This window comes from Bacteriovorax sp. Seq25_V (genome assembly GCF_000447795.1).
Taxonomy (GTDB): domain Bacteria; phylum Bdellovibrionota; class Bacteriovoracia; order Bacteriovoracales; family Bacteriovoracaceae; genus Halobacteriovorax_A.
In genome coordinates this window covers 175696-199004 of record NZ_AUNI01000015.1, presented here as the reverse complement: position 1 = coordinate 199004, position 23309 = coordinate 175696, and the positions used below count along the sequence as shown (strand labels likewise).

The following is a 23309-nucleotide window of genomic DNA, read 5'->3' as shown; positions in this document are numbered from 1 at the left end:
ATGAAAATTAACTTTCACACATTTGAAAAATCTAATGATATTCCAGCAGACCTTGTTATAGAGAAAATCACAAACTTTCAAAAATCTAAAAGATATGACTTTGTAGAGACACTTAATAACAAAGATTATATTACACAATGTACTGACGTATTTGCGAACTTTTCAAATATTAATACATTCGTTCAAATTGGAATTGGTGGAAGTTCTCTTGGACCAGAGATGTTAATTACCTCTCTTAAAAAGAGTGATGTAAAGTTTTACTTCTTCAATAATGTTGATACTGATAAAACAGTAAAAGACCTTGAAGAGATCGATGTTAAGAATGCGCTTTTCTATGTTGTTTCGAAATCAGGTGGAACAGCTGAAACACTTGCACAATTTGCAATTATCACGAACAAACTATTCGAACTGGGTTACACAGAGAAAGATCTTAAAAATCATTTTATCTTTGCAACAGACCCATCAAAGAACGAGCTTAGAAAACTAGCAAATGAATTTGAAATCACTTGTCTTGATGTTCCACCAAATGTTGGAGGAAGATTTAGTGTTCTAACTCCAGTTGGACTTCTTCCTGCAATTTTCGCAGGAATTAATATCAAAACTCTTTGTAGTCATGCGTACTCTTACGCACATGACTTACTTGCGAGTGATGAGTTTATTCAAACTGTTTCCAAAGTTATCGCTCTATACAAAGAAGGCGTAAACGAAACTGTTCTTATGCCATATAGTTCTCTACTTCGAGACTTTTCTTTTTGGTTCGTTCAACTTTGGGCAGAAAGTTTAGGAAAGAAGAGAAAAGGAGAAAGAGTTGGATTAACACCAATTCCAGGATACGGCGCTACTGATCAACACTCTCAAATGCAACTATTCATGGAGGGGCCACTTAATAAACTTATGTTTCTAGTTCATGTTGACAAGGTTAATAACCAACTAAAACTGTCAAATAAATTTACTCATCCAAAACTAAAGGCGCTAAATAAATACACATTAAAGAATTTAATGGATGCCGAGTTTTTTGGCACTTTGAAGGCTTTAAATGAACAGGGTGTAAGCCATATCCACCTAGAATTAGATAAACTTGATGAAAATAGCCTTTCTGAACTTATCATATTTTTTGAGCTCTTAACTGCGATTACTGGTCATATGCTAGAAATTGACCCTTTTGATCAGCCAGGAGTAGAAGCAGGAAAAGTGTATTCATTTGAATGGCTCGACTCTGTTAAAGGAATCTAATTACCCGGTTGAAAAAAATTGGTGAATTAGATAAAATTCAAAGAAGTTTATAAATCATTCCAAAAGGTTACGGGGATTATTATGGGTGATGATTCAACCATCGTTCTAACAGATATTAAAGCAGCTCTTTCAGCAGCAGAAAATGAAGCTTCACAAAAGCCGGCAGCACTTTTAGTTGTAGGTGGCGAGTTAAATGGAACTCTATTTGATTTAACAACACCAGCTATTAGCTGTGGTAGAAGTGCAAAAAATGATATTACTCTTGATTTCAATGGTATTTCGCGTGAACACTTCGTTCTTAAAGTTGAAGAAGATGGATACACAGTTGAAGATGCTGGTTCAAGAAATGGTACATTCTTAAACAATCAAAAGATTGAAGGTAAGAAGTCACTTAATAAAGGTGATACAATTAAAGTTGGTTCTATCGCTTTAAAGTATCTCCCAAAGGGTGATCCAGAAAGACTTACTTACGATAAACTAAACTTAGAAGCAAATACAGATAGACACACTGGATGTTTCAATAAGACTTACTTTAACAACAAGCTTGATCTTGAAGTTAAAAAGTCTAAAGTGACAGGAACTCCCCTATCACTAATCATCTTTGATCTAGACCATTTCAAAAAACTTAATGATAACTACGGGCACGATGCAGGAGACTTTGTTCTTAAAAGTATGGCCGAGCTAATCAGAAAAAATGGTGTTAGAGAAGACGATACATTTGCTCGTTACGGTGGAGAAGAGTTTGTAATCCTTCTTCCAAAAACAAACTTAAAGCAGTCTTATGAGATCGCTGAAAGACTAAGAAAACTAGTTGAGTCTCATGACTTTATATACGATACAAATAAACTTCCAGTAACAGCTTCAATTGGAGTGGCAGACTATCGCCAAGGTGTTGTAACAGGGACAGATCTTTTCAAGAGAGCTGACGAAGCAGTATATAAATCAAAAGAGGGCGGAAGAAACCAAGTTAGTTTCTATAAGGAATAATAAAACCTTCAATGGAAACAGTAGAAAACAAAAACCGCATCAATTTATTACCTGAACATCTCATAGATCAAATTAAGGCCGGTGAAGTTGTAGAACGCCCGGCCAATGTTTTAAAAGAATTACTCGAAAACTCAATTGATTCAAAACCTACTGAAATAAAGATAACAATCAAAGACAATGGTCTTGATCTAATTGCAATTGAAGATGACGGAAAAGGAATGTTCTTTGATGAGCTACCCTACGCATTCTGTCGTCACGCGACTTCCAAGATTATAAGTTTTGAAGATATCTACCGCCTAAATACTTTTGGATTTAGAGGAGAAGCACTTGCATCGATTTCAAGTGTTTCAAGAATTTCATGTCATTCCGCTCCAAAGGAAGACATTTTAAGTGGTGGTAAGATTATTATAAACGGTGCTCAAACAGTAGAGCACAGTGTTTATAGACCAAATAAGCAAGGTACTTCAATATATGTGAAAGACCTCTTCTATAATACTCCAGTTCGTCTGAAATTTATCAAAAGTAAAACGAGTGAAAAGAATGCATTAAGAAGAATTATCAACGCATTTCTAATCACCAACCCACATATTAAATTCTCTGTTGTTTTTGATGACGAAGATAGAGAAATTTATCCGGCGGTTGCAATTGAAGAACGCGGCAAGAGGATTGCTCAAATTATCTCGACGAAAACGAGAAAAGTTAGTCTGCTTGAGGAGACAAATTCGTATTTAAAAAACCAAGTTAAAATCTATGTTTCGAAAGAATCAACAAAGGGATATACAGGAAAGCATCACTATCTCTTTGTTAACGGAAGACTCTTCACTGATAAAAAACTTCAGCAGATTGTTATTCGTAATCTTGAAAAGCTATGGAACTTTGGTGAAACGGGCCATTTTGTCGTTGAACTTCACGTAGCCGAAAATGAAATTGATGTTAATGTTCATCCGAATAAAACTCTGATTAAATTTTTAAATGAAAATGAAGTATTCTCTCTGGTTTCTGCGTCCCTAAAAAATATCGTAAAGAATAACCAGGAACAATTAGCTCCTAATCAAGTGCAAGATGATCTTATCTCTGAAAATGCTTCGCCTTTTGAAACACTGATGAGTTCACCTCTTTGGGAGCGAGCATCAGCAACTGATCAAATTTCTACAAGTTGGGATACAAGTAACACTTCTCTAGAGATTGGACAAAAGAGCTTATTTTCAGGAGAAGTTGATAATAAGATTATTTCTGCGGGAAGTAATATTTTTATTCTCGATAGTATTGAAAGCGGACTTTACTTATTAAACAGCGAAGTTGCCGTTATCGATCGACTAAAGCAGATAGAAGAAAAAGAAGAAAAGGAGTTAACTCCCCTTCTTATTAGTGAGCCCTTTAATATTGCCGCGACAGATAATGAACAGGAAGCTCTTCAATCTTTAGAAAACTTTGGTATTGAGATTGATCGAATCGACTATACGACTTTAGTACTTAGAACTATTCCCTCATTTATTGAATCTTATAACTATATACAAATTGTCGAAGAAGTTTTAAATACCTTATTAAAAGGTAAAAATATCGAAGACTGCGACTTTTCAAAAGTTAATCTCGACAAAGGCCTAATGGGTGACATCTTTAAGAAGAATGGACTAATTCATTTATTAAAATGTGGAGCGGCCAAGAAATTAAGCGGTAAAGATTTAAGAACGAAATTTTATGGAAAGAAATAAAATACTTATACTCTCAGGGGCTACAGCAACAGGGAAAACGGATATTAGTATTGAACTTGCTCGCAAGTTTCCAGAAGCTCGCTTTGAAGTTATTAATTATGATAGTTTGCTCTTTTATAATGAATTAAATATAGGAACAGCAAAACCTTCAAAAGAAGAGCTCGCATCAATTCCTCACCATCTCATTAATATATCTTCTATTTCTCATGAAATAAATGCAAACGACTATGTAAAGCTTTGCACCGAAAAAGTAAATCAGCTCCACGCTCAAGGCAAAACCCCAGTCCTAACTGGCGGTTCTACTTTCTATTTAAGAAGTTTTGTTAAAGGGATGTACGAATCAGAGCCCGTAAGCGAAAGAGTGAGGAAAGAGACTGAAGAGCTGCTATCAAGAGAAGGCATCGAGTTTTTCTGGAATTTTCTTCAGGAGCATGATCCAGAGAGTATTCAAAATCTTCATATTAACGATCACTATCGCGTGACTCGTGCCTATGAGCATTTTAAAGCAACTGGAACAAAGCTTTCAGAGCAAAAAGAGATTCTCGACAAGAACGAACCTTATAATTTTGATAAAAATATTCATCCTAATATTGATTTTGAACATATCTCATTGCTAATTGATAAAGAAAAGCACTGGGAAATTATGAAGTCGAGAGCAAATAAAATGGTTAAGAGTGGATTAATTGAAGAAGTTCAAGAAATCCTTAAAACATTTAGTGGCGATGAGAAGCCACTTGCCTCTATTGGTTATAAAGAAACAATTGATTTCTTAAAGGGTCAACTGACTAATACTGGTGAACTTGCTGAACTAATTTATATAAATACGAGAAAGTTGGCCAAGGCCCAGAAGACATTTTTAAAAAAGGTCGAACCTAAAAAAGTTATCAATCCCCTATCTGAAAAAGATATGTTATATAAAATAGTAGAAGATTTTATAAAATAGGAAAAATTAATGAGCACATTAAAAAAGTTGAAAATTGTAATTATTTCTGACGGTACGGGGGAAACGGCCAAGGCAATTTCTCGCGCGGTAATGACTCAGTTTCCTGATAAAGATGTTTATTTTACTCGTTTTAAAAATGTACGTGATAAAGAACAAATAAAATCTATTTTCGATGAAGCGGCAATTCACCACGATCTTGTTATTTACACTATCGTAAGCTCTGAGCTTCGAGACTATATTTCAGAAATCTCAAGGCAGAAGCATGTTAGATCTCTAGACCTTATGGGGCCTGTTCTAACGACATTCTCAAATTATTTTGAACAAGAGCCTAAGGCAATCCCTGGACTACTTCACCAGGTTAATAATGAGTACTTCGACCGTGTAGCGGCAATGGAATTTACTCTCAATCATGACGACGGGAGAAACCTCAATACTCTCCATTTAGCAGACGTCATTCTTGTTGGAATTTCTAGAACTTCGAAAACGCCATTGTCAGTATACCTCTCTCAGCATGGGATCAAGGTTGTAAACGTTCCAATTATCCCCGGAACAGAACTACCAAAAGAGTTATTCGAAGTTGATCAGAGAAAAATCTTCGCTCTGACAATCGATCCTGAAGCCTTATCAAATATTAGAAGAAATCGTTTAACTAAACTTGGGGCCGAGCAACATACTGGTAACTATGCAGATGATTCAAAAGTTACTGCTGAAATCGAATGGGCATCTGAGATCTTTAGAAATAATAAGAGATGGCCAATTTTCAATGTGACAAATAAGGCGCTAGAGGAAACAGCATCAGACATTATGAAACTTCTCAGTATGAGAAAAAATAATATCTTTAAACAAACTCAAAGTAATTTAGAAGATGAATAAAAAAAACTCCCAACAGGGAGTTTTTTATAAGATCTTACAAAGGTCGACAACCTTAGATTCGGTAATAGTGAATTTCACACTCTTTTTGACGCCTCTTCCAAGTCTTTGAATGAAGACTTCGTGTTCACGTTCAACCGAAACTCCTTCCGAAGTAATCGTTGTAGGAAAAGGAATACCTGGTCTTTCTTTTATTGGAAGCTCTTCTTCTCTATCCTCTCCGAATAGTTCGAAATAAATCTTACCATCAATACATGCTCTACTCATTGTCAGATAACCATAAAGCGCTACTGGACGCTCCATCACATCAAGCTCTTTAAGTTCACCTTTAGTCATGACCATATTTGGTTCAACGTAATACTCTCTCCCAGGCTTCACCACTCTTAAAACAATATTCTTTTCAGCCGGAACTTCAATAGTGTTAAGAACATCTGTGTTAACCAAGGAACCGTTGATATATACTTTATCTTTTCTTCTGTTAAAATTTTTAAACTTTATTCTTGCTGTCTCACTAGAAGGAGCTCTCTCCGCTTTAACTTCAGGAGAATTTTGTGTCGGTACTTCTGTTGTCACAACGGCAGGCGATTCATTAGCTACCCCAGGCATTACAGATTCAGGCATGAATTTAAATGCAAGAGCTCCAACAATAAGAGCAACTCCAGCAACATATATCATTTTATTCGAAGAAGATTTCTTTTCTGACTTCTTCACCTTCTTGATTTTTGTACTTCTCGTCTTCTCTGAGAAATCTAACTTTTTGACACTCGTTCTCGAACGAGTACCACCCGATTTCCCACCAACTTTAGGCATTCCCCTTTTAACAGTTAATGTAGGTTCATTATGATTTTCACCTACACTTGCAGGCGATTCACTATCAAAGCCAAAATCTAACTCAGCCTCAAGAGCTTTTCTCTTTTGAGTTGCTTCACCAGCTGATGGAGTACTAGAAGAAGATGACGAAGAGTTAGCAGTTCCATTTTCACTTTCATGCTTTAGGTCATCAAGATAAGGTCTAAGTTCAATTTGACCAAACTCATATAATTTTTCTCTATCTTCTTTAATTTCTTCTTTGAATAATTCTTTTGCAAAGTATGATAGGTCTGAAGCATTAAACTCTGGATACGTCGAATAAAGAAACTTATTAAGCTCTCTAGCAAAGTCTTCCATATTTGCATAACGTTTAGTTCTATCTTTTTGAAGCGCCTTCATTAAGATGCGATCAAGCTCTTCCGGAACATTTGGATTGATTGAAGATGGCCTTGGAATTTTGCACTCTTGAATTTTCTTTAGTACTGCTAGATCATTTGAAGCCTTAAATAGCTTTCTAGAACATAGCATTTCCCAAAGTGTAATACCGACTGCAAATAAGTCATAACGTGGATCTAAATCAAGTCCATCAAGATATTCAGGAGCAAGGTAAGAAAGTTTTCCTTTAATTGTTCCTGCTTGAGTTGCTTCGGAGTTTGTTTCCGATTTCGCAATACCAAAGTCAATTACCTTGATAGCGCCATCAAAAGTTAACATGATATTATGTGGAGAAATATCACGGTGAACGATATTTGCAGGTTTCCCTGTTAGTTTATCAGTAAAAGTATGTGCATAATGAAGTCCAAGACATGCTTGGATTGCAATATAGGAAGAGATCTCAACAGGGAAAACAAAGTTTCTCTCTTTAAGTTTATCTAAGAATTGCTTTAAGTTTCGACCGTCACAATACTCCATTGCGACGAAGAGCTGTTCGTTATGAAGACCATAGTCATAAGTTTGAACAATATTTGGATGTAATAAACCGAAAGTTGTCTTAATCTCATCCATAAACATTGTCTTGAATGAATCATCTTTAGAAAACTGTGGTTGAACCATCTTAATCGCAACAATTTTATCTGCTTGTTCACCAAGAAAACGCGCACGACAAATCTTTGCCATTCCGCCGTCGACCAAATGATCAAGAATTAGGTAACGCCCGAAGCGATCAAATTTTTTATCCGAACTCATAGCTCTAAACTCCTTACTAACTCTTAACGGAGTAAATCAGTCAGAACTTAAACATTATTTCATGCCTTAAAGTTTTATTTTTTCAAAATTTGGGAAATCAATGTAAATTTCGGCATTTGCTTTAGACTTGTGACAATATAAATTAACTTTATAGAGTTGAAGCGATAGCTTTTCGAAATCTGGGTGAGTTTTTAAGGCCCTAGTGAAGTTTGGAACTGAATATTCCTCATAACCCTGGTCAAGTAGCTTATTTTTAACCATCGTATGAGAAATTCTCGAACTATCAAGATAGTAACTTAATGTAATTAACTTCTCATTACAGTTAGAAATCCTTCTCTTCTCATCATTATCAAACCAATTATAAAAGGCACTTTTCTCATCAATCTTAGTATAAACAAGATCATATAACATTGTTAATTCATGGAACCAAGAAACCCTATTAAACTTCAACGTTTCATCCCACTCTTTACTTCCCATTGCTCCACTGCGAATAGAGAAATCACCAGATTTAACCATATTCTTAGTCAGGTTCGAACAAGACGCAATAATAAGTAAAACTGAAAATGCAAGAGTGATTTTTTTCATAACTACCTTCTAAAGTTTTTTTCAATCCAATTATACATCGAATTAAAACATTCATGTCTATCTAATTCATTAAAAATCTCATGTCCGATACTTTTGAAAATTTCGTTTGTTAGATACTTCTTTTCAACTGACATGGTAAATAATGAAAGAGCTTCAATATCGAGTAAATGATTATCTTCACCTACTGCAATATAAGTTGGTTTATTAACATAATATATATTACTTTTTGATTTTTCAATTAACTCTTCGATCGCCTTAAAAGTGCTTAAACTAATTTTTCTATTAATCAGTGGATCATGCTTATGATTTCTTACAAGTTCTACATTATCACTTAGATCATCAAGATTCATAAGGTGATTAATTTTAATCTTATCAATTAATCCAATTCGACTAAAGACGCTATCTATTTTTAGTCTTACAGTCTCATTAAACTTTAAGGAAGGATTGAACAAAGCAAGGCCATCAAACTCATTATATGTAACAAAGAAGTCCAATGCGATCAATGCACCGACACCATGTCCGGCGATTATTTTTCTTTGCTCAGGAAAAACCGACTTAAGATATTCATGAATTATTTTGTTGTCATTGAAAATACTATCAACACTTGGAATTAAGCCTCGTGATCCATTGCTTAGACCATGGCCTCTCAAATCGATAATCGTCGTTGATATATTACGTTCGTAGAGATAGTCGATAAAGTCACTATAGCGCTCATGATACTCTCCAATATCATGAAAAAAAATAAGATGCTCTTTAAAATCCTCTTCTCCGCAAGTCTTCACATAGAGGCTATCCCCATCTAGAGAGACTTTAAGCTTTGTGATTTTCTCACCTTTTTTTAACATAATTAATTATCAGATTTCATATAACTATTAATTGCCCTTTCTGCTTCATCAGAAAGATCAACAAAGCGTAGTGCAAATCCTTGATCAGCTTCTAAACTTCTCACGACTAAACCAGTTGCGACGAAATTATAGGCATCGTTGTCAGGGTGAACATTAAGCTTGATCTCATCACCAATGTCAAAAGGTGAATTTGAAACTAAGATTTGCATACCGCCAACAGAAATATCACGACAAACACCTTCAAATACTTCTTTTGAGTCATGAAAAAACATTCTTGCGACAAATGGTTTTCTCAAATTTCGGCGGCGATCGATATCAGAAATTACCGGAGGAGCTTCACCAAATACTTTTTCAAAGATTGGCATATCTCCGAGGAATATCCATTCCTTCATTCCTGGAATATACATTAGAGTTTTTTCATTAACTCTATTTTCATTAAATGCTGCTTTAAGCTCTGAGAGTGTATATGGACCATATTCTGTCTCATCTGCTCCTCTATCAATACCAATTTTAATTGAAATAACTTTGTCATTAGGCCCAAGAGAATCAAAGCTAAAAGTTTTAACTTTTACATCTTCGTTATTAATAACAGGAGGAAACCCATCATTACTAATTGGTGGTAAATCATCGATCCCAGCTTCTTCATTGACTTCAAGCATGTACTGGACTTCGGAAACATCTTTTACTTTTTCCCAGTTATCAAAACCTTTTTTCCAGATATAGCTCTCTTCATTCAACATTCCAGATGAAATTAACTCAGCAAGCTTTTCTTCCGTTACAGGTCCAACTCTCTCACTGCCCTCAACATAGTACCAATTTGTCATATGTATTTAATCTCCCGATATTTCTATAACTATATAATAACCTGTTGAATTTCTATAAGAAACAGCATGTTAAAAATTACCCTATCCCGAGTACTAAAGTTTTTTGATCAGATTTCCGATTAGTCTAAGGTATGAAAAAACTAATTTTACTTGTCACCCTATTCATTATCCAATCATGCTCGAAAGAAGAGTTTCTACCGCCTATCGTAAGTAGTAATTCCAACCCGAGCTCTAGTAGTTCTGTTTCAGCATCTCAATGCTCGAAATTCACCTACGTGAGACCTCCGGTTGACCTACTCTTCTTATGGGATAATTCATCAAGTAGCATTTATTTAAATTCTCAAACCAAGGCAGCTTTAAATAATCTTATCAATACAATTAGTGATCGTTACGATTACAACGTTTTGATGGCACCATTAATTCCGGTGAATACAAGCTCTGTAAATGCCAACTCATATTTTTTCTCGAGACAGGGCACTGTTCCTGGAAATGGCATTACAACAATTAACTGGAGTCAGGCAGCTTCAGTACTTGACAGTTTTCCTACGTCTGGTTCGTCATATGAATCAGGAACAAAAAGAGCTATCGATTTAATCAGATATAATCAATCAAATGGAGTTTTTAGAAAGAATGCTTATACATTAATCATCACAATGTCTAATGAAGATGATGATGGATGTACTTCTGGTAACTACGCATGTAATGACAGTTCGAAAAGAAACTATGCCATTGCAAAAGCACACGACCTTCTTTGCATGAGAGGAAACTACAATAAGTCTAACTACGGTTCGCAATCAACTTTTAACTCAAGCTGTACTGGCGCTCCAGTACTAAACTCTTTGATGATGAGATACTTAACAGTAACAGCTCGCAGTTCTGTGTGTAGTGTATCCAGTAATTCTCAACAATCTGTAGTCTACGACAAAGTATCTGATGTTATTTACAACCAGTCTTATACTAATGGTTTTGACTTTACTCGTATTGGTGGGCAAAGCGATAAGTTTGATATTTGTTCAGGGGATTACACAAATATTTTCAGTGGTGTTAACGATGCTATTTCAGACGCTATTTTAAAACACCAGTATCGTTTCTGGCCACTTGCAGATTCTTCAAAAGAGGTTGATCTTAATTCAATTTCAATCACAAAGTCTAATGGCCAAGAATTCTACGAAATACCATCTTCTGTTACGATCACTCGTGATGTTGATGGAAGTAATGATGTTGACCAATCTGGTGATAAAGTTTCCGGATTCAGATATGTAGGCTCTGGAACATTCAACGCGAGATTTCTTCCAACTATTGGTGAATCTTTCTCAGGACAAGCAATTGAACTTTTTGGTGATGCGAAAGTTATTTATCCTGAATGTCTTCTTGTAAACTACACAACAGCGACTCAACACTTTGGTTACGTTAAACTAGCGGACAAGCCAAATGAAAGCACAATTAAAGTAACTAAGAACGGAACAAATATTCCTCAAAGTACAACGAATGGTTGGGAATTAATCAAATCAGGTTCATCTCCTACGCGTTTAACTAACTTTAATATTCGCATCGAAGGACCGGGAGATTATACACCTAAAACTCCAGGAACATATGAGACGGGTTACTTCCTAAAGCTTAACGGTTCATCAGTTTATCGAAGTGGTGACTCTGTGAAAGTTAATTATTCTTCAACGGGGAACTAATAAAAAAGGCATCCAATTGGATGCCTCTAATTTAATATGCCCAATTTTTTATTACATTATAATGTTCGCCCTCACAAAAGAATCCTAAGAACATGGCATCATCAGCACCAACATCACCAGACGTCATAATTCTTCCCCAACTATTATCTGACAAATCTTGAAGCTTCTTACATGATTGTTTCTGTGGAGAAGCATACCATTCGTCAGTATGTCCCATACAAATCATGCACTTCTCTTTCATATATGTATTCAAATCAGAATTACTACCATTTGGACAACGTAGACGATAATAGAATGAATCGTCCCCATTAACATCACCATCTGTATTAATCGTAACGCTCCCATTGAAAGTCGATGTTCTAATTTTAAATGGGCTTGCTACAATTGATGATCCCGTATCAGTAGAATCTCTCCAGCCAAATCCTAACTCACAACTTTTTATATAATCATCAATCTCTTCACCAGCTGAACAATTCCCTGTAATTTTGAAATCATCATCGCCGTTAACATCACCTCGAAGTCTCAAGCCGACATAGCCACCTGAGCTCATGTCCAGCTCTACATTTCTAAATGCCCCACCATTATCTCGATGAGAAAAAGTCATCTTACAACTTGTAGGATACTTAAATCCTTCTGAACTAAGACTCGTTCCAGAACAAGCTAAGATCGTCGACTCTCCCATTGAATTTGTTTTCATTCTCACTTTCACAGGAAAATCTTGAGTCATCTCACGATACTTTGTTGAACTGATTTTCTTCTCATAAGCGACACGAACAACTCCCATGTCGAGATGACTCGCAGACTCACTATACGTTGTACCGACAGAATTATTCATTAGTAACTTCAATGACTTTATTTTAAGATGACCGTATTTTGCTCGCGTAGGATCCGTCCCACTAAGCTTTTTTATTGTTCTTGCATTTCCATCTTGATTACTTAAAAAGAGCTCTATGTCTAAACCCTCTCCATCTTCATCAATATCTGTTTTTGAAAATGTAACAGGTGCTATTGGCACCCCTACTTCCCCATCTCCTGCAAGACTTACTCGACAATATCTTTCTTCTGACAAAATCAAATTAATTTCATTATTCATCATCATTTCATCACTCATGGAGTTTGCGAAACTTTGACCATCATTGATATTTTTCATGATCTGCATGAACCCAAGGGCAAGTCCCCCCATTAGGGCCGCAGCAATCATTACTTGAGCTAAAGTAAAGCCATGATTATCTTTTATTATTCTTTTAAAATTGCTCAATATTGTTTCCCAGCTTTTTTCTTATTATGAGCATCTATTGCATTTTGCAGCCTTAGTGCCGGAAATATTTTTATAAGTTTTTTATAATAAACATTAAATACCAGCTTATTAAAGTCACCAATCACAATATCATCACAAAGACCTGCAGTGATGGCGTCTTTAAGATCTTCATCACCTATGGCCACTTGCTTCTCTTTAAACTCATCAAGAATTACACTTAAATCAATTAAGACCTTATCCGTATCAGAAGTTGCACCTTTTGCTCTTGCTTGTTCAATTACTTTTCCAAGAAGCCTCTCTGTCTTTGGAGAGACTTTTATTTTCTTCTCTTCTTCTTTCAATTTCTCTTGGTTTAAGAATACAAGAATACTTCTAAGTCCTTCTAAGTCAGCAAACTGAGCGACCTTAGGAAGATTATCCTCATCGTTAACAATCTGAATATAGTGCTCTTGCTGAAGCAGATTAAATAATTCTTCGTACTTAATTTCTTTAACTGCAAATACATCATAGAGATAATATTTTAACTTATTAGTGTGAATCTGATATCTTCCATCTGCAAGAACATCTCCGTGAGTTTTAGTCACAAGGTAGAGACTTCCAAGAATTTTTAAAACGTCGGCCGTAACAAAGAATTTATAATCAGCAACTTTACCACCAACTCCAAAGCCAACGGAGTTAGATTCAAGTTCTTTTACTTTATCATTTGTCTTTCTTAAACGATCAGCAAGTGTATTAATAATAGTTTTAAACCATGGATTTAGACCCTGCATGGTTTTATCAAAGGCCTTAAAAGAAATTCGAATTACTTCAGTCGAAACAATTGCTTGCGCAGAACATGAGCGACGAGAGGCCTTATCATCAAAGTAGGCCATCTCCCCGATTACTTCACCTGATCTTAAAATTGCAAGATCGACGAAGCCTTTTCCTTTTGGAATAAATAATCTGATTTGACCTTTTTGAATAATATACAAACAGTCTGCGGGATCATTCTGATTGAAAATTGTGTCACCCGGTTTGTACTGAATAAGACCAGACTTTCCGCCTGATGCTTCCTTAGCTGTCGCCATTATTTCCTCTCTTCCATGAAAGAAATATGTCCCCCATCCCTGAGGGACAAGAACAATTATTTAATCTTTTCTAAGATTAATGATAACGCCTCACCGCCACCGATGCAAATAGAGGCCATTCCGTACTTACAGTTTCTCTTTTTCATTGCAGACATCAGAGTTACGATAATTCTAGTTCCAGAAGCCCCAATTGGGTGACCAAGGGAAACCCCACCACCAAAGATGTTCAGGTCCTTGTGATCAATACCCAGCTCATTCATTGCTGCCATTGGCACGGCCGCGAACGCTTCATTGATTTCAAAAACACCAATATCTGATACATTTAATCCAGTTTTTGCAAAGTTCTTTTTCATTGCTTCAATTGGAGCAGTTGTAAACCAAGTTGGATCTTGAGCATGTCCTGCATATCCAACGATTTTGAACTCGGCTTGGTCTTTATATTCTTCACCACCAAGTACAACTGCTGCTGCACCATCATTAATAGTTGAAGCATTTGCTGCAGTAATAGTTCCATCTTTTTCAAAAGCCGGTCTTAGAGTTGGAATCTTATCGAAGTTTGCCTTAAATGGTCCTTCATCTGTATCAACTGTAACTTCACCTTTACGGTCTTGAATTTTTACAGCAACGATTTCATCTTTAAAAATTCCATCATTGATTGCAGCTTGAGCACGCTTGAAAGACTCAATTGAGAATGCATCTTGAGCTTCACGAGTAAGGTCATACTTACGTGTGCACTCTTCAGCACAGTTACCCATTGGACGGTTTGAATAAACATCCCATAGTCCATCCCATTGCATAGCATCTTTCATTGCAGCTTCACCAAACTTTGCCACACCAGTTCTTGAGTTCATGATCAAGTGTGGAGCAAGTGACATATTCTCCATCCCACCAGCAACAACAAGTGAATTATCTCCGGCCTTAATAGATTGAGCCGCTGAAATAATTGCCTTAAGTCCTGAACCACAAACCTTATTAAGAGTTGTACACTGAACAGATTGATCAAGACCTGCGAAGATCGCCGCTTGTCTTGCTGGAGCTTGTCCAACACCTGCAGTAACAACGTTACCCATAAATACTTCTTCAACTTTTGACTTATCTACACCAGCTTTAGCGATCGCACCTTCGATTGCCGCTGCACCTAATTTTGGTGCTGGCACTGATGAAAGTGACCCAAGAAAACTACCACTAGCAGTTCTCGCTCCTGATAAAATATAAACGCTCATAATATCTCCTATGTCTAAAAATTCTTGGTCATTATAGTCTTCATTATACGATAATTTTAGGGGCAATGTTCCAAATAAACACGTAGCACCATTGACACAAACGTCCCTTCTTAGCTAAAGTGAGCAAAAATTAATGAGGTACATAAATGCTATCGAGAACAGACTCTCCCTTCCTACTAGACCTACCACTAGAGTGGTCGACAACAGTTAAAGAACTACTTGAAACTTCATACCAGGCGCAATTAGATAACAAAACTCGCGAGTTTGAGGTTTTTGGACGTCTTCATAAAGGTGAGCTTGTGGTTATTGCGAGTCTTATCAATACTAAGGATAAGTCCTCAATTCCGACAACATATTTTGTTTCTATCGATCTCACAGATGGTCAAGATTATACGAAGAATCTTGATTCACTAGTTGATTCTATCGGTGGATTTTTTGATACATATTTCTCAACACCAGAGTGGATGGATTACAAAGATTCTTGGGAAGAAGAGGAATTTAAAGGGCAGAAAATTTTCTACAAAATCAATCGCGAAAATGTTGGCCTAACAATAATGGCTGACCAACTTTTAAATCAATAAAACGAAGGCCAGACTAACTGGCCTTTTTTTATTATCTACGTCTTGGTGGACGAACTAGTCTTGCAACATTTGCACTACAACGAGCATCGTAAACCATTGGTGAGTTTACCGGACCAGAAAATCTTTTGAATCCATAGTCCTCAATTGTACAGTTAAACTGACAGATTAGATTTTCACGATAAAGCTGACCGTTTCTTAGTCTAATTGTATATTCGTAGTTCTTTACTTGAACAGGAACATGGTAATCATTATAGATTTCACAATTGAGGAATGGACCGTAGTTAACCATACCTTCAATTCTTAGGGCAAATACATTTGCGGTAATAAAAAGTAGAAATAAGAACTTTTTCATACGAACTCCATGTAAAAAAATATTATTACTCTAAAATGCTAGCCAAAAAATAATTGAAAGTAAAATTTAAGCCAGACTCACCCAGTAACGATTCACTTCGTCCCCTGTATCTGGGTCATGAACGACATTTTCAAGTACTCCACCGGCCTTTTCGATCATACGCACAGAAGGTGTATTCTTTGCAGAACAAGTGATTAATACCCTATCAAGTCCAAGCTGTTTGCGACAAAATTCAATGGCTCCTGCGAGGATTTCCTGGCCATAACCTTTCTTGCGATAGATTTCATTAACGGCGTAGCCGATATGCCCTCCTCGCTGAAGAAGGAAGTCATTTAGCTCATGACGAATTGATACTCTTCCTACGATTTCGCCATCAATAAAAGCGTAGAGCATAGTTGCAGGAACTCTCCCAGGAGCAATTTTATTTGGATCTCTTGCATCTGCTAGGGCCTGAAGATGCTCAGAGTGCGTCATTCCTTCCTTATATTCGAAGGTAAACCAAGTCCAATCCTCTCGATTCCAATGACTTAACCCTTTCTTAAAGGCACCCTCATCCAATGTTCCTAATTCTCTTAATATCATGGGAATATTTTCCACGAATTTTCGAACAATGTATATATTTTACATAACACAATCCTAACTTTACTTTTATTTAGCGAGATGAGAAATAAGGCCAAACAAAACTGGAGAGATATTTATGAAATCAATGATTATTGGTGCCTTAGCACTTCTATCGCTTTCAAGCTTTGGGGCAAGCTTTGAAGCACAAGGTGAGTTACAAATTAACTCTTACAACTCGACTTACGAGCTTTTAAAAGTTGTAGAAATCAATGTTATTTCTCTTGATAGAAATAAGAAAGAAGCAGTTGTTACTGTAAATGGTGAAACAAAAACAGTTAAACTTTTAGTAGTTGAAGAAGAATTTGATTATCATGATTACTCAGCAACATATGTTACGACATTTCAAAAAGATGTTGTTGTTAACGATGGTATTTGTGAAGAATATGAAGCAGTAAAATATATTGCAACAATTGAGCACGAAGAAGCTCTTTATTCAAATAAGTTCAATGTTTCAAATGTTGTAAAAGTAATTGCTCAACATGAAGCGACTTATGATACTTGTCATAGTCCAATGGAATATCAAACTATCGAATACAAATAAATTAGAATGCCTCCAATATAACTTGGGGGCATTCTTTTTGAGATTTATTTTTTTGGTTCAAACTGCTGAATAAACTCATCAATTTCCATGATGGGAGAAGTATCTTCTGAAATATGTAGTTGTAATTGCTCCTCCTCTCGAAAAACAAAACAACCATTTCTGTAATCGTTATAATAAAGTAAAAACTCGAAGTAATTATACCCCGACAGTTTTCTTTTAACTCCAAAGTATCTTCTTAAAGTATTTATCGGTGGCTTTTTTTGAAGATCAGACAAACGATAATATAATTTAAAATAATCATTCCCTTCAACAAAGACCTTCTCAAGAAATTCAAACAAAGACGAGCTAACATCGCTGACCTCATCTGCCATGATACTATAAAATTCTTTTACTTCTTCTAACTTTGTGGGTCCCAATCTTTCATAATGACCACATTTTTTAATGAGTTTAACTAACGCCTTAGAGTCTCTCTCCTTGATAATCTTTTTAAGATTTTTTATAAATTCTTCATATTCATATAACGAATAATTACTCTTATTATAAATTTCATCAAACGTAGGTAGTTTTTTAAACTTATATTTAAGAAGTTCTGATTTAGAAAAATAAACTTTTACATCTTCACTCTCTGTTGCGGATTTTTTAACCGTCAGGTAAAGGCTCAACCAATTTTCGCCTTCATCTTCTATAAATATTGCGGCTAGCCCACAAGACCTTGGATTACAATCTCCAAAATAAGGCACACGTATTAAAGTTCTTTCCTCCTGACTATATGTTTTGCCACCCCCAAAATTTATCGATTCCTCGACATAGTTCCCTTTTTCGTGCTTATAAAATTTGAGCATCGAATAATACATATCTTTGTATGGCCTAGGGTACTTTTCGGTTCTCATATAAACTTCCGCAATTAGATCCTTCTTTAATTCTTTATCCAAATAGAATTTCAAAAGCGGTGGGTTAAATGGAACAGACTTTGTTTCTCTATAGTAGTATACAATATCTCCTTCACTAACCAAGATTGTTGAACCTGCAACAGTCTTATGAACATACATATACTGACGATCGGTAATAAATTTTGCAAAAGTTGAGACGCACGAAATACATATTAACAGGATTAAAATTTTCATAAATTAATTGCGCCAAGTACAAGAACATTGAAGGAACATTTTTTTAGCTTAGCCCCAGTTAAGAAGATATACAAATCACTCTTCCTTTCTTTCAGTGTTTCGATAGATGAAATAACTAATTCAATCTTCAAAATCCGACTCATCATAATCTTCAGGGAAATCTAAATATTTATCCTGATCTTTCATTTGACTTACCCTAAAATTAAATTCTTCTTGCATGAGTTCATCTTCTATTATATCAAAACAACCTTTCCCTACCCCGTCATACAAAAGTAAGAACGTAAAATAGTTATATCCTCCCAACTTCGATTTATAAGAAAATTGCCTCAGGACAGTTGTTCCAGTAGAACGACTTTCATTCAAACTCAAAAGTGAATCGAGAGTGGAGCTATCATTTCGATTAGTTAGCATTTTTTCCAAAAATTTAAATAAACTTTCACTAACAACTTTCTTTTCATCTCTTCGACCTTGTATTTGGTCTAATTCTTTAAGAAATTTAATTTTTGAATTTGTTAAAGTACTATACTGAAAACATTTTCTCGCTAACTCAGTAAGCTTATTTGAGTCTCTAGCTTTAACTATTTTAATTAAATTATCCATATAATCATTATATTCTTTTAAGCTATACCCGATGTTCTTATAAAGATGATCAACCGAAGGGAGTTTTACGTATCCAGACTTGAGAAGCTCTGCTTTAGAAACATAGACTTTAATATCTTTATTTTCTTTCTCAGAGATTCTTACTGTTAAGTACATACTAAGCCAGTTTTCTCCCTCCTCCTCTATAAAGAATGCGCCAAGACGACACCCTTCAGGAGAGCAGCCTCCAAAATAAGGAGCTCTATTTAGGACATCATCGTTCTCAATTATTCCTCTTTCGGTCCCAAAGAAAATAGATTCTTCAATAAAATTTCCTAATGAATGTTTATAGAATTTTAGTTTTGTATAAAGTATTTCATATTTTGGTTTCTCTGAACTGAACTTGTAGATATATGATTCAGCAATAAGATCCTTCTTTAATTCTCTATCAAGATAAAATTTAAGAAGTGGTGGCTTATACGCAACCCCCTCCCCTCCTTGATAAAAGTAGACTTGATCGCTTTCCTCAACCAGAATATTAGTCCCAGCAGCAGTTTTAAAAACGTATTTGCCTTGTCTCTCGGTCCTTTCAGCAGCAAAAGTTGAAACACTCGAAATACATATTAATAGGATTAAAATTTTCATAATTTTATACTTCCAAGCAAATACTTTATTAAGGACCAGCCCTCTTTAGATACTCTCTTACTTCCTCAGATGACAAAGTCATACGATCAAAATGATATTGTAAAAAATCATCCTCAATTATATCAAAACACCCTTTGCTCTGCCCTTGAACACCAAGGCGAAAATCATAATAATTATAGTCATACAACTTTTTATCTAAAACAAAATGTCTTTTAAGGCTAGAAAATCCTTTTAAACATTTCTCATTACAATTCTCTATATATAAAAGATCTCCTAATTCACTATAGTGTTTTGATTTTGTAAGAAGAGTTTCAAGAAATATAAACAACTCAGAACTAACTTCGTCATTACTTCTGTGTAGTTTATCAAGTTCTCGCAAAACAGGTATTTTTGAATTTATATAGTAATTACTATCACTGCATCTCTTGAAAATTTCTTTAAGTTTAGATGTGTTTTTAGTTTTTACAATTTCTTTAAGCTTCTCAATATATCCATTATACTCCTCAACGGAATAATTCAGACGTCCATATAATTCATCAACTTTTCTTAACTTTTTAAACCCGTGCTTTAGTAACTCTTTTTTTTCGAAATAAACCTTTATATCCTCATTTTCTTTTTCAGATTTTTGTACTGTGATGTACATACTTAACCAGTCATCATCTTCATCTTCTAAATAAAAAGCAGACTGCGTACAAACCCCTGGAACACAACCACCAAAATATGGGACTCGATTAAACACTTTTGGACTTGTGTCATATTTTTCACCAGCACCAAAAGGTATTAGTTCATAGCTATGATTTTCATTTGACTTTGTCAGTAATTTAACCATCGCGTATTTATCATTTTTTGTGTATTGATTCACTCCATTTTGAATGACAACCTCTGCGAGAGAATTACCACTTAAACTTTTATCTTGATAAAATTTAAGCATAGGAACACTATAAGAATGAGGATCGTTACTAGAGTAAGAATAAATTAGATCATCATTTCCTATAAGAAGGCTACCATTGAGAACCGTTTTCAGAATATATCTTTCTTGCCTCTCGGTCATTTTTACAGCAAAAGTTGAAACGCACGAAATACATATTAACAGGATTAAAATTTTCATGAATTTATTGTACCAAACAAAATAAATTTTAGTGGTCAATTTTTCTTAACTTAAATGATTTTCAACTGACAAATTTTCGAGACAAAAAAGCCCCCATAAAATGGAGGCCTTTCTTATTTTATAAAATCCGATTTCTAATTAATCATCAAACTTAACTGTCGACTTAGTTTCGAATGCGATATCTTGATCATCTTCTTCATCAAGATCATCTAATTCATCAAAACTATCATCAGCATCAATATTAAGCTCTTTTAGAACATTGATAAATGTCTTCTCATCTTCAAGATCAGAAAGAATTCCTTCGATAAACTTCGCTGGATATTTAGCAACAAGTTCTTCGATAAATTGTTGAAGCTTTCCTTCTTCAAGAATTGATTGCTTTCTCTTAATTGCTTTCCAGTTTGTAATATAGTGATAACGACAGTATCCAAGAGTCGTTGCTGGGTTATCACACCCCTTCTCTCTACAATCGTCTGCATCAGAGACAAAGAAGCCTAATGTTTGAATAGCTTCGAAGATATCTTTTAAGTTGTGATCTTCAGCAAGAAGTTCAACCTCTTCAACTAGAGTATCTTTGAACTCAGCAAGAACTCTCTTCTCAGTTTTTGCACTGAAATCAAATTCTTGTTGATCATCATCATCAGTTTCATATTTTGACTTTTTTGGAGAATCATCAAAGTCTAGATCTCCACTGAATTTATCATCAGCAAAATCATCATCGTCTTCATCTTCTTCAACTTCAACAACTTCCTCAAACTCTTCCATTTCAAGCTCAGCAGCTTTCTTCTTTGGCTTCGCTGGTTCTTTCTTAGCTTTCTTTGGAGCAGCTGCTTTTTTCGGTTCAGCTTTCTTTGCAGTTTCCTTTTTTACCGGAGCTGCTTTTTCTTTTTTCGCGAGCCGCTTTTTTCGCAGGAGCCGCTTTCTTAGCTGTTGTTACTTTCTTTGTTGTTTTAGCTTCCGCTTTTTTTGCAGGAGCTGCTTTCTTTGCTGGGGCTGCTTTTTTCGCAGGAGCCGCTTTCTTTGCCGGAGCTGCTTTTTTCGCAGGAGTTGCTTTTTTAGCTACTTTCTTTTCAACTTTCTTCGTTACTTTTTTAGCTACTTTCTTCTCTGTCTTCTTTTCAACTTTCTTCGTAACTTTTTTAGAAGCTGCCTTCTTAGAAGCAGTTGCTTTTTTTGTAACTTTCTTCGTTGTTTTCGCAGCAGTTTTAGTTGCTGTTTTCTTAGTAGTTTTTGTCGCCGCTTTTTTAGCAGTTTTCTTTTTGGCCATACCAACTTTCTCCAAAATCTTTTTTAACAATTTGTACCCCAGATAAGCTAAGGGTAAGCCTAACTTACCCAAATCCTAGTCTATTTAAGTATCATTTACACGACAAGCAAGCAAGTATTAAGAGTTAAACTCCTTAAGCTCATTTGCTGCGATAACCACTCTTTGAATCTCAGAAGTCCCCTCGTAGATTTCAGTGATTTTAGCATCGCGAAAATATCTCTCAACTGGATATTCTTTCGTATAACCATTACCACCAAGTACCTGAATGGCCTTCGTCGTTACCCACATTGCTGTCTCAGCAGCAAATAGTTTTGCTTGAGCAGATTGAAGAGAATATTCAACTCCCTCATCTTTTCTTCTCGATGCTTCCCAAATAAGTAGACGCGAAGCAGCGATTTTCGTACTCATATCAGCAAGAATAAATTGAATTGCTTGAAGAGCGTGAAGTGGTTTCCCAAATTGCACTCTTTCATTTGAATAATACTTAGCATATCTAAATGCAGCTTCTGCAATCCCTAGGGCCTGAGAAGCGATCCCAATACGTCCACCATCAAGTGTTCCCATTGCGATTTTAAAACCTTTCTCATACTCACCAAGTAGGTTCTCTTTTGGTACCTTTACTTTGTCAAAAGCGATCTGAGCAGTTGAAGATCCTTTGATCCCTAACTTGTCTTCACACTTCATCACTTGGAAACCAGGAGTACTTGTATCAACGATAAAAGCCGAGATCCCTTTATAGTTTGGAGTCTTTGTTGTCTTAGCAAAAACAATTGCAATATTCGCTTCTTTACCATTTGTAATGAAGTTCTTTGTCCCACTAATTTCGTAGTAGTCACCCTTGTCTTCTGCATAAGTCGTTAATGAACCTGCATCTGTTCCTGCGTTTGGCTCACTTAAACAGAAACAACCAATATGCTCACCACTTGCAAGCTTTGGAAGGAACTTCTTCTTCTGCTCTTCATTTCCAAAAGCTAAGATTGGATAAATTCCTAAAGACGTGTGAGCAGAAATCAGAACACCTGTTGAAGCACAAGCACGTGAAATTTCCTCAACGATGATTGAGTAAGATGTGTAATCCATCCCAGCTCCACCGTATTCCTCAGGAACATAACTTCCTAGGAAACCGTTCTCACCAAGTTTTGCAACAAGGTCAGCTGGGATTTTTTCGTTCTTATCGATGCTTGCAGCTAGTGGAGCCACTTCCGTGTCTGCAAACTTCGCAACCATATCTCTGATTTCTTGATAGTCATTTAGTATCATATAT

23 protein-coding genes are annotated in these 23309 nt (G+C 35.6%); 8 read left to right on the top strand and 15 right to left on the bottom strand.

The features are described 5' to 3' along the window. The 5 genes from M900_RS08700 (at position 1) to M900_RS08680 (ending at position 5748) form a co-directional block, all read left to right on the top strand. The gene (locus tag M900_RS08700) at positions 1-1233 is read left to right on the top strand and encodes a hypothetical protein (protein ID WP_021274633.1); all 1233 of its coding nucleotides are present in this window, start codon (positions 1-3) and stop codon (positions 1231-1233) included. 81 nt (positions 1234-1314) lie between these two features. Next, positions 1315-2220, top strand: coding sequence for a GGDEF domain-containing protein (locus tag M900_RS08695; RefSeq protein WP_021274405.1), 906 nt, complete (start codon positions 1315-1317; stop codon positions 2218-2220). Positions 2221-2231: 11 nt separating this feature from the next. Beyond that, positions 2232-3932: a DNA mismatch repair endonuclease MutL gene (mutL, locus tag M900_RS08690; protein ID WP_021274518.1), complete on the top strand. Its 1701-nt coding sequence runs from the start codon at positions 2232-2234 to the stop codon at positions 3930-3932. Continuing rightward, positions 3919-4875 carry a tRNA (adenosine(37)-N6)-dimethylallyltransferase MiaA gene (gene miaA / locus M900_RS08685; protein WP_021274374.1) on the top strand — a complete coding sequence of 319 codons (957 nt, stop codon included), beginning with the start codon at positions 3919-3921 and terminating at the stop codon, positions 4873-4875. Before mutL ends, miaA begins: the two co-directional genes overlap by 14 nt. A gap of 9 nt (positions 4876-4884) precedes the next feature. After that, positions 4885-5748 (top strand): pyruvate, water dikinase regulatory protein, encoded by an 864-nt coding sequence (locus M900_RS08680; protein ID WP_021274737.1) that lies wholly within the window; start codon positions 4885-4887, stop codon positions 5746-5748. A 24-nt stretch (positions 5749-5772) separates the two neighbouring features. Here M900_RS08680 and M900_RS17160 read toward each other — a convergent pair whose 3' ends face one another. The 4 genes from M900_RS17160 to M900_RS08660 form a co-directional block, all read right to left on the bottom strand. Then, a complete protein-coding gene (locus tag M900_RS17160) occupies positions 5773-7740 on the bottom strand; it encodes a serine/threonine-protein kinase (RefSeq protein WP_021274644.1) in 1968 nt (655 codons plus the stop codon). Between the two features lie 66 nt (positions 7741-7806). Beyond that, a complete protein-coding gene (locus M900_RS08670) occupies positions 7807-8325 on the bottom strand; it encodes a hypothetical protein (protein WP_021274528.1) in 519 nt (172 codons plus the stop codon). A gap of 2 nt (positions 8326-8327) precedes the next feature. Further along, positions 8328-9170 (bottom strand): serine aminopeptidase domain-containing protein, encoded by an 843-nt coding sequence (locus M900_RS08665; protein WP_021274413.1) that lies wholly within the window; start codon positions 9168-9170, stop codon positions 8328-8330. 2 nt (positions 9171-9172) lie between these two features. Beyond that, positions 9173-9994, bottom strand: coding sequence for a GYF domain-containing protein (locus M900_RS08660; protein WP_021274661.1), 822 nt, complete (start codon positions 9992-9994; stop codon positions 9173-9175). 131 nt (positions 9995-10125) lie between these two features. Between M900_RS08660 and M900_RS08655 the strand changes: the two genes are divergently transcribed. Beyond that, positions 10126-11679, top strand: a complete 1554-nt coding sequence (locus M900_RS08655) for a hypothetical protein (RefSeq protein WP_157680602.1) — start codon at positions 10126-10128, stop codon at positions 11677-11679. 31 nt (positions 11680-11710) lie between these two features. Here M900_RS08655 and M900_RS08650 read toward each other — a convergent pair whose 3' ends face one another. Genes M900_RS08650 through M900_RS08640 form a run of 3 tightly spaced genes read right to left on the bottom strand, consistent with a single transcriptional unit; the run spans position 11711 to position 15227 of the window. Further along, positions 11711-12937, bottom strand: a complete 1227-nt coding sequence (locus M900_RS08650; RefSeq protein WP_021274364.1) for a hypothetical protein — start codon at positions 12935-12937, stop codon at positions 11711-11713. Continuing rightward, positions 12934-14004, bottom strand: coding sequence for a Crp/Fnr family transcriptional regulator (locus tag M900_RS08645; protein WP_021274422.1), 1071 nt, complete (start codon positions 14002-14004; stop codon positions 12934-12936). The genes M900_RS08650 and M900_RS08645 overlap by 4 nt, the downstream gene beginning before the upstream one ends. 56 nt (positions 14005-14060) lie before the next feature. Beyond that, the gene (locus M900_RS08640) at positions 14061-15227 is read right to left on the bottom strand and encodes a thiolase family protein (RefSeq protein ID WP_021274497.1); all 1167 of its coding nucleotides are present in this window, start codon (positions 15225-15227) and stop codon (positions 14061-14063) included. A gap of 146 nt (positions 15228-15373) precedes the next feature. On the opposite strand from M900_RS08640, the gene M900_RS08635 reads away from it, so the two are divergent. Continuing rightward, positions 15374-15808 (top strand): hypothetical protein, encoded by a 435-nt coding sequence (locus tag M900_RS08635; protein ID WP_021274333.1) that lies wholly within the window; start codon positions 15374-15376, stop codon positions 15806-15808. Positions 15809-15839: 31 nt separating this feature from the next. On the opposite strand, the gene M900_RS08630 is transcribed toward M900_RS08635, so the two are convergent. Then, the gene (locus tag M900_RS08630) at positions 15840-16160 is read right to left on the bottom strand and encodes a hypothetical protein (RefSeq protein ID WP_021274420.1); all 321 of its coding nucleotides are present in this window, start codon (positions 16158-16160) and stop codon (positions 15840-15842) included. Between the two features lie 66 nt (positions 16161-16226). Continuing rightward, a complete protein-coding gene (locus M900_RS08625; RefSeq protein ID WP_021274655.1) occupies positions 16227-16742 on the bottom strand; it encodes a GNAT family N-acetyltransferase in 516 nt (171 codons plus the stop codon). A 115-nt stretch (positions 16743-16857) separates the two neighbouring features. Between M900_RS08625 and M900_RS08620 the strand changes: the two genes are divergently transcribed. Continuing rightward, positions 16858-17322: a hypothetical protein gene (locus M900_RS08620; RefSeq protein ID WP_021274741.1), complete on the top strand. Its 465-nt coding sequence runs from the start codon at positions 16858-16860 to the stop codon at positions 17320-17322. A 44-nt stretch (positions 17323-17366) separates the two neighbouring features. Here the strand turns inward: M900_RS08620 and M900_RS08615 are convergent, their stop codons facing one another. From M900_RS08615 to M900_RS08595, 6 genes are all read right to left on the bottom strand, one after another. Beyond that, complete coding sequence (locus tag M900_RS08615; RefSeq protein WP_034732117.1) at positions 17367-18446, bottom strand: hypothetical protein; 1080 nt, start codon at positions 18444-18446, stop codon at positions 17367-17369. Between the two features lie 120 nt (positions 18447-18566). Further along, positions 18567-19670: a hypothetical protein gene (locus M900_RS08610; RefSeq protein WP_021274501.1), complete on the bottom strand. Its 1104-nt coding sequence runs from the start codon at positions 19668-19670 to the stop codon at positions 18567-18569. 28 nt (positions 19671-19698) lie between these two features. After that, a complete protein-coding gene (locus tag M900_RS08605) occupies positions 19699-20778 on the bottom strand; it encodes a hypothetical protein (protein ID WP_157680600.1) in 1080 nt (359 codons plus the stop codon). A gap of 138 nt (positions 20779-20916) precedes the next feature. After that, positions 20917-21543, bottom strand: coding sequence for a hypothetical protein (locus M900_RS17710; RefSeq protein WP_021274775.1), 627 nt, complete (start codon positions 21541-21543; stop codon positions 20917-20919). 76 nt (positions 21544-21619) lie between these two features. Beyond that, positions 21620-22075, bottom strand: a complete 456-nt coding sequence (locus M900_RS17705; RefSeq protein ID WP_198295986.1) for a hypothetical protein — start codon at positions 22073-22075, stop codon at positions 21620-21622. 87 nt (positions 22076-22162) lie between these two features. Beyond that, complete coding sequence (locus tag M900_RS08595) at positions 22163-23305, bottom strand: acyl-CoA dehydrogenase (protein ID WP_021274553.1); 1143 nt, start codon at positions 23303-23305, stop codon at positions 22163-22165. Positions 23306-23309 lie beyond the last annotated feature (4 nt).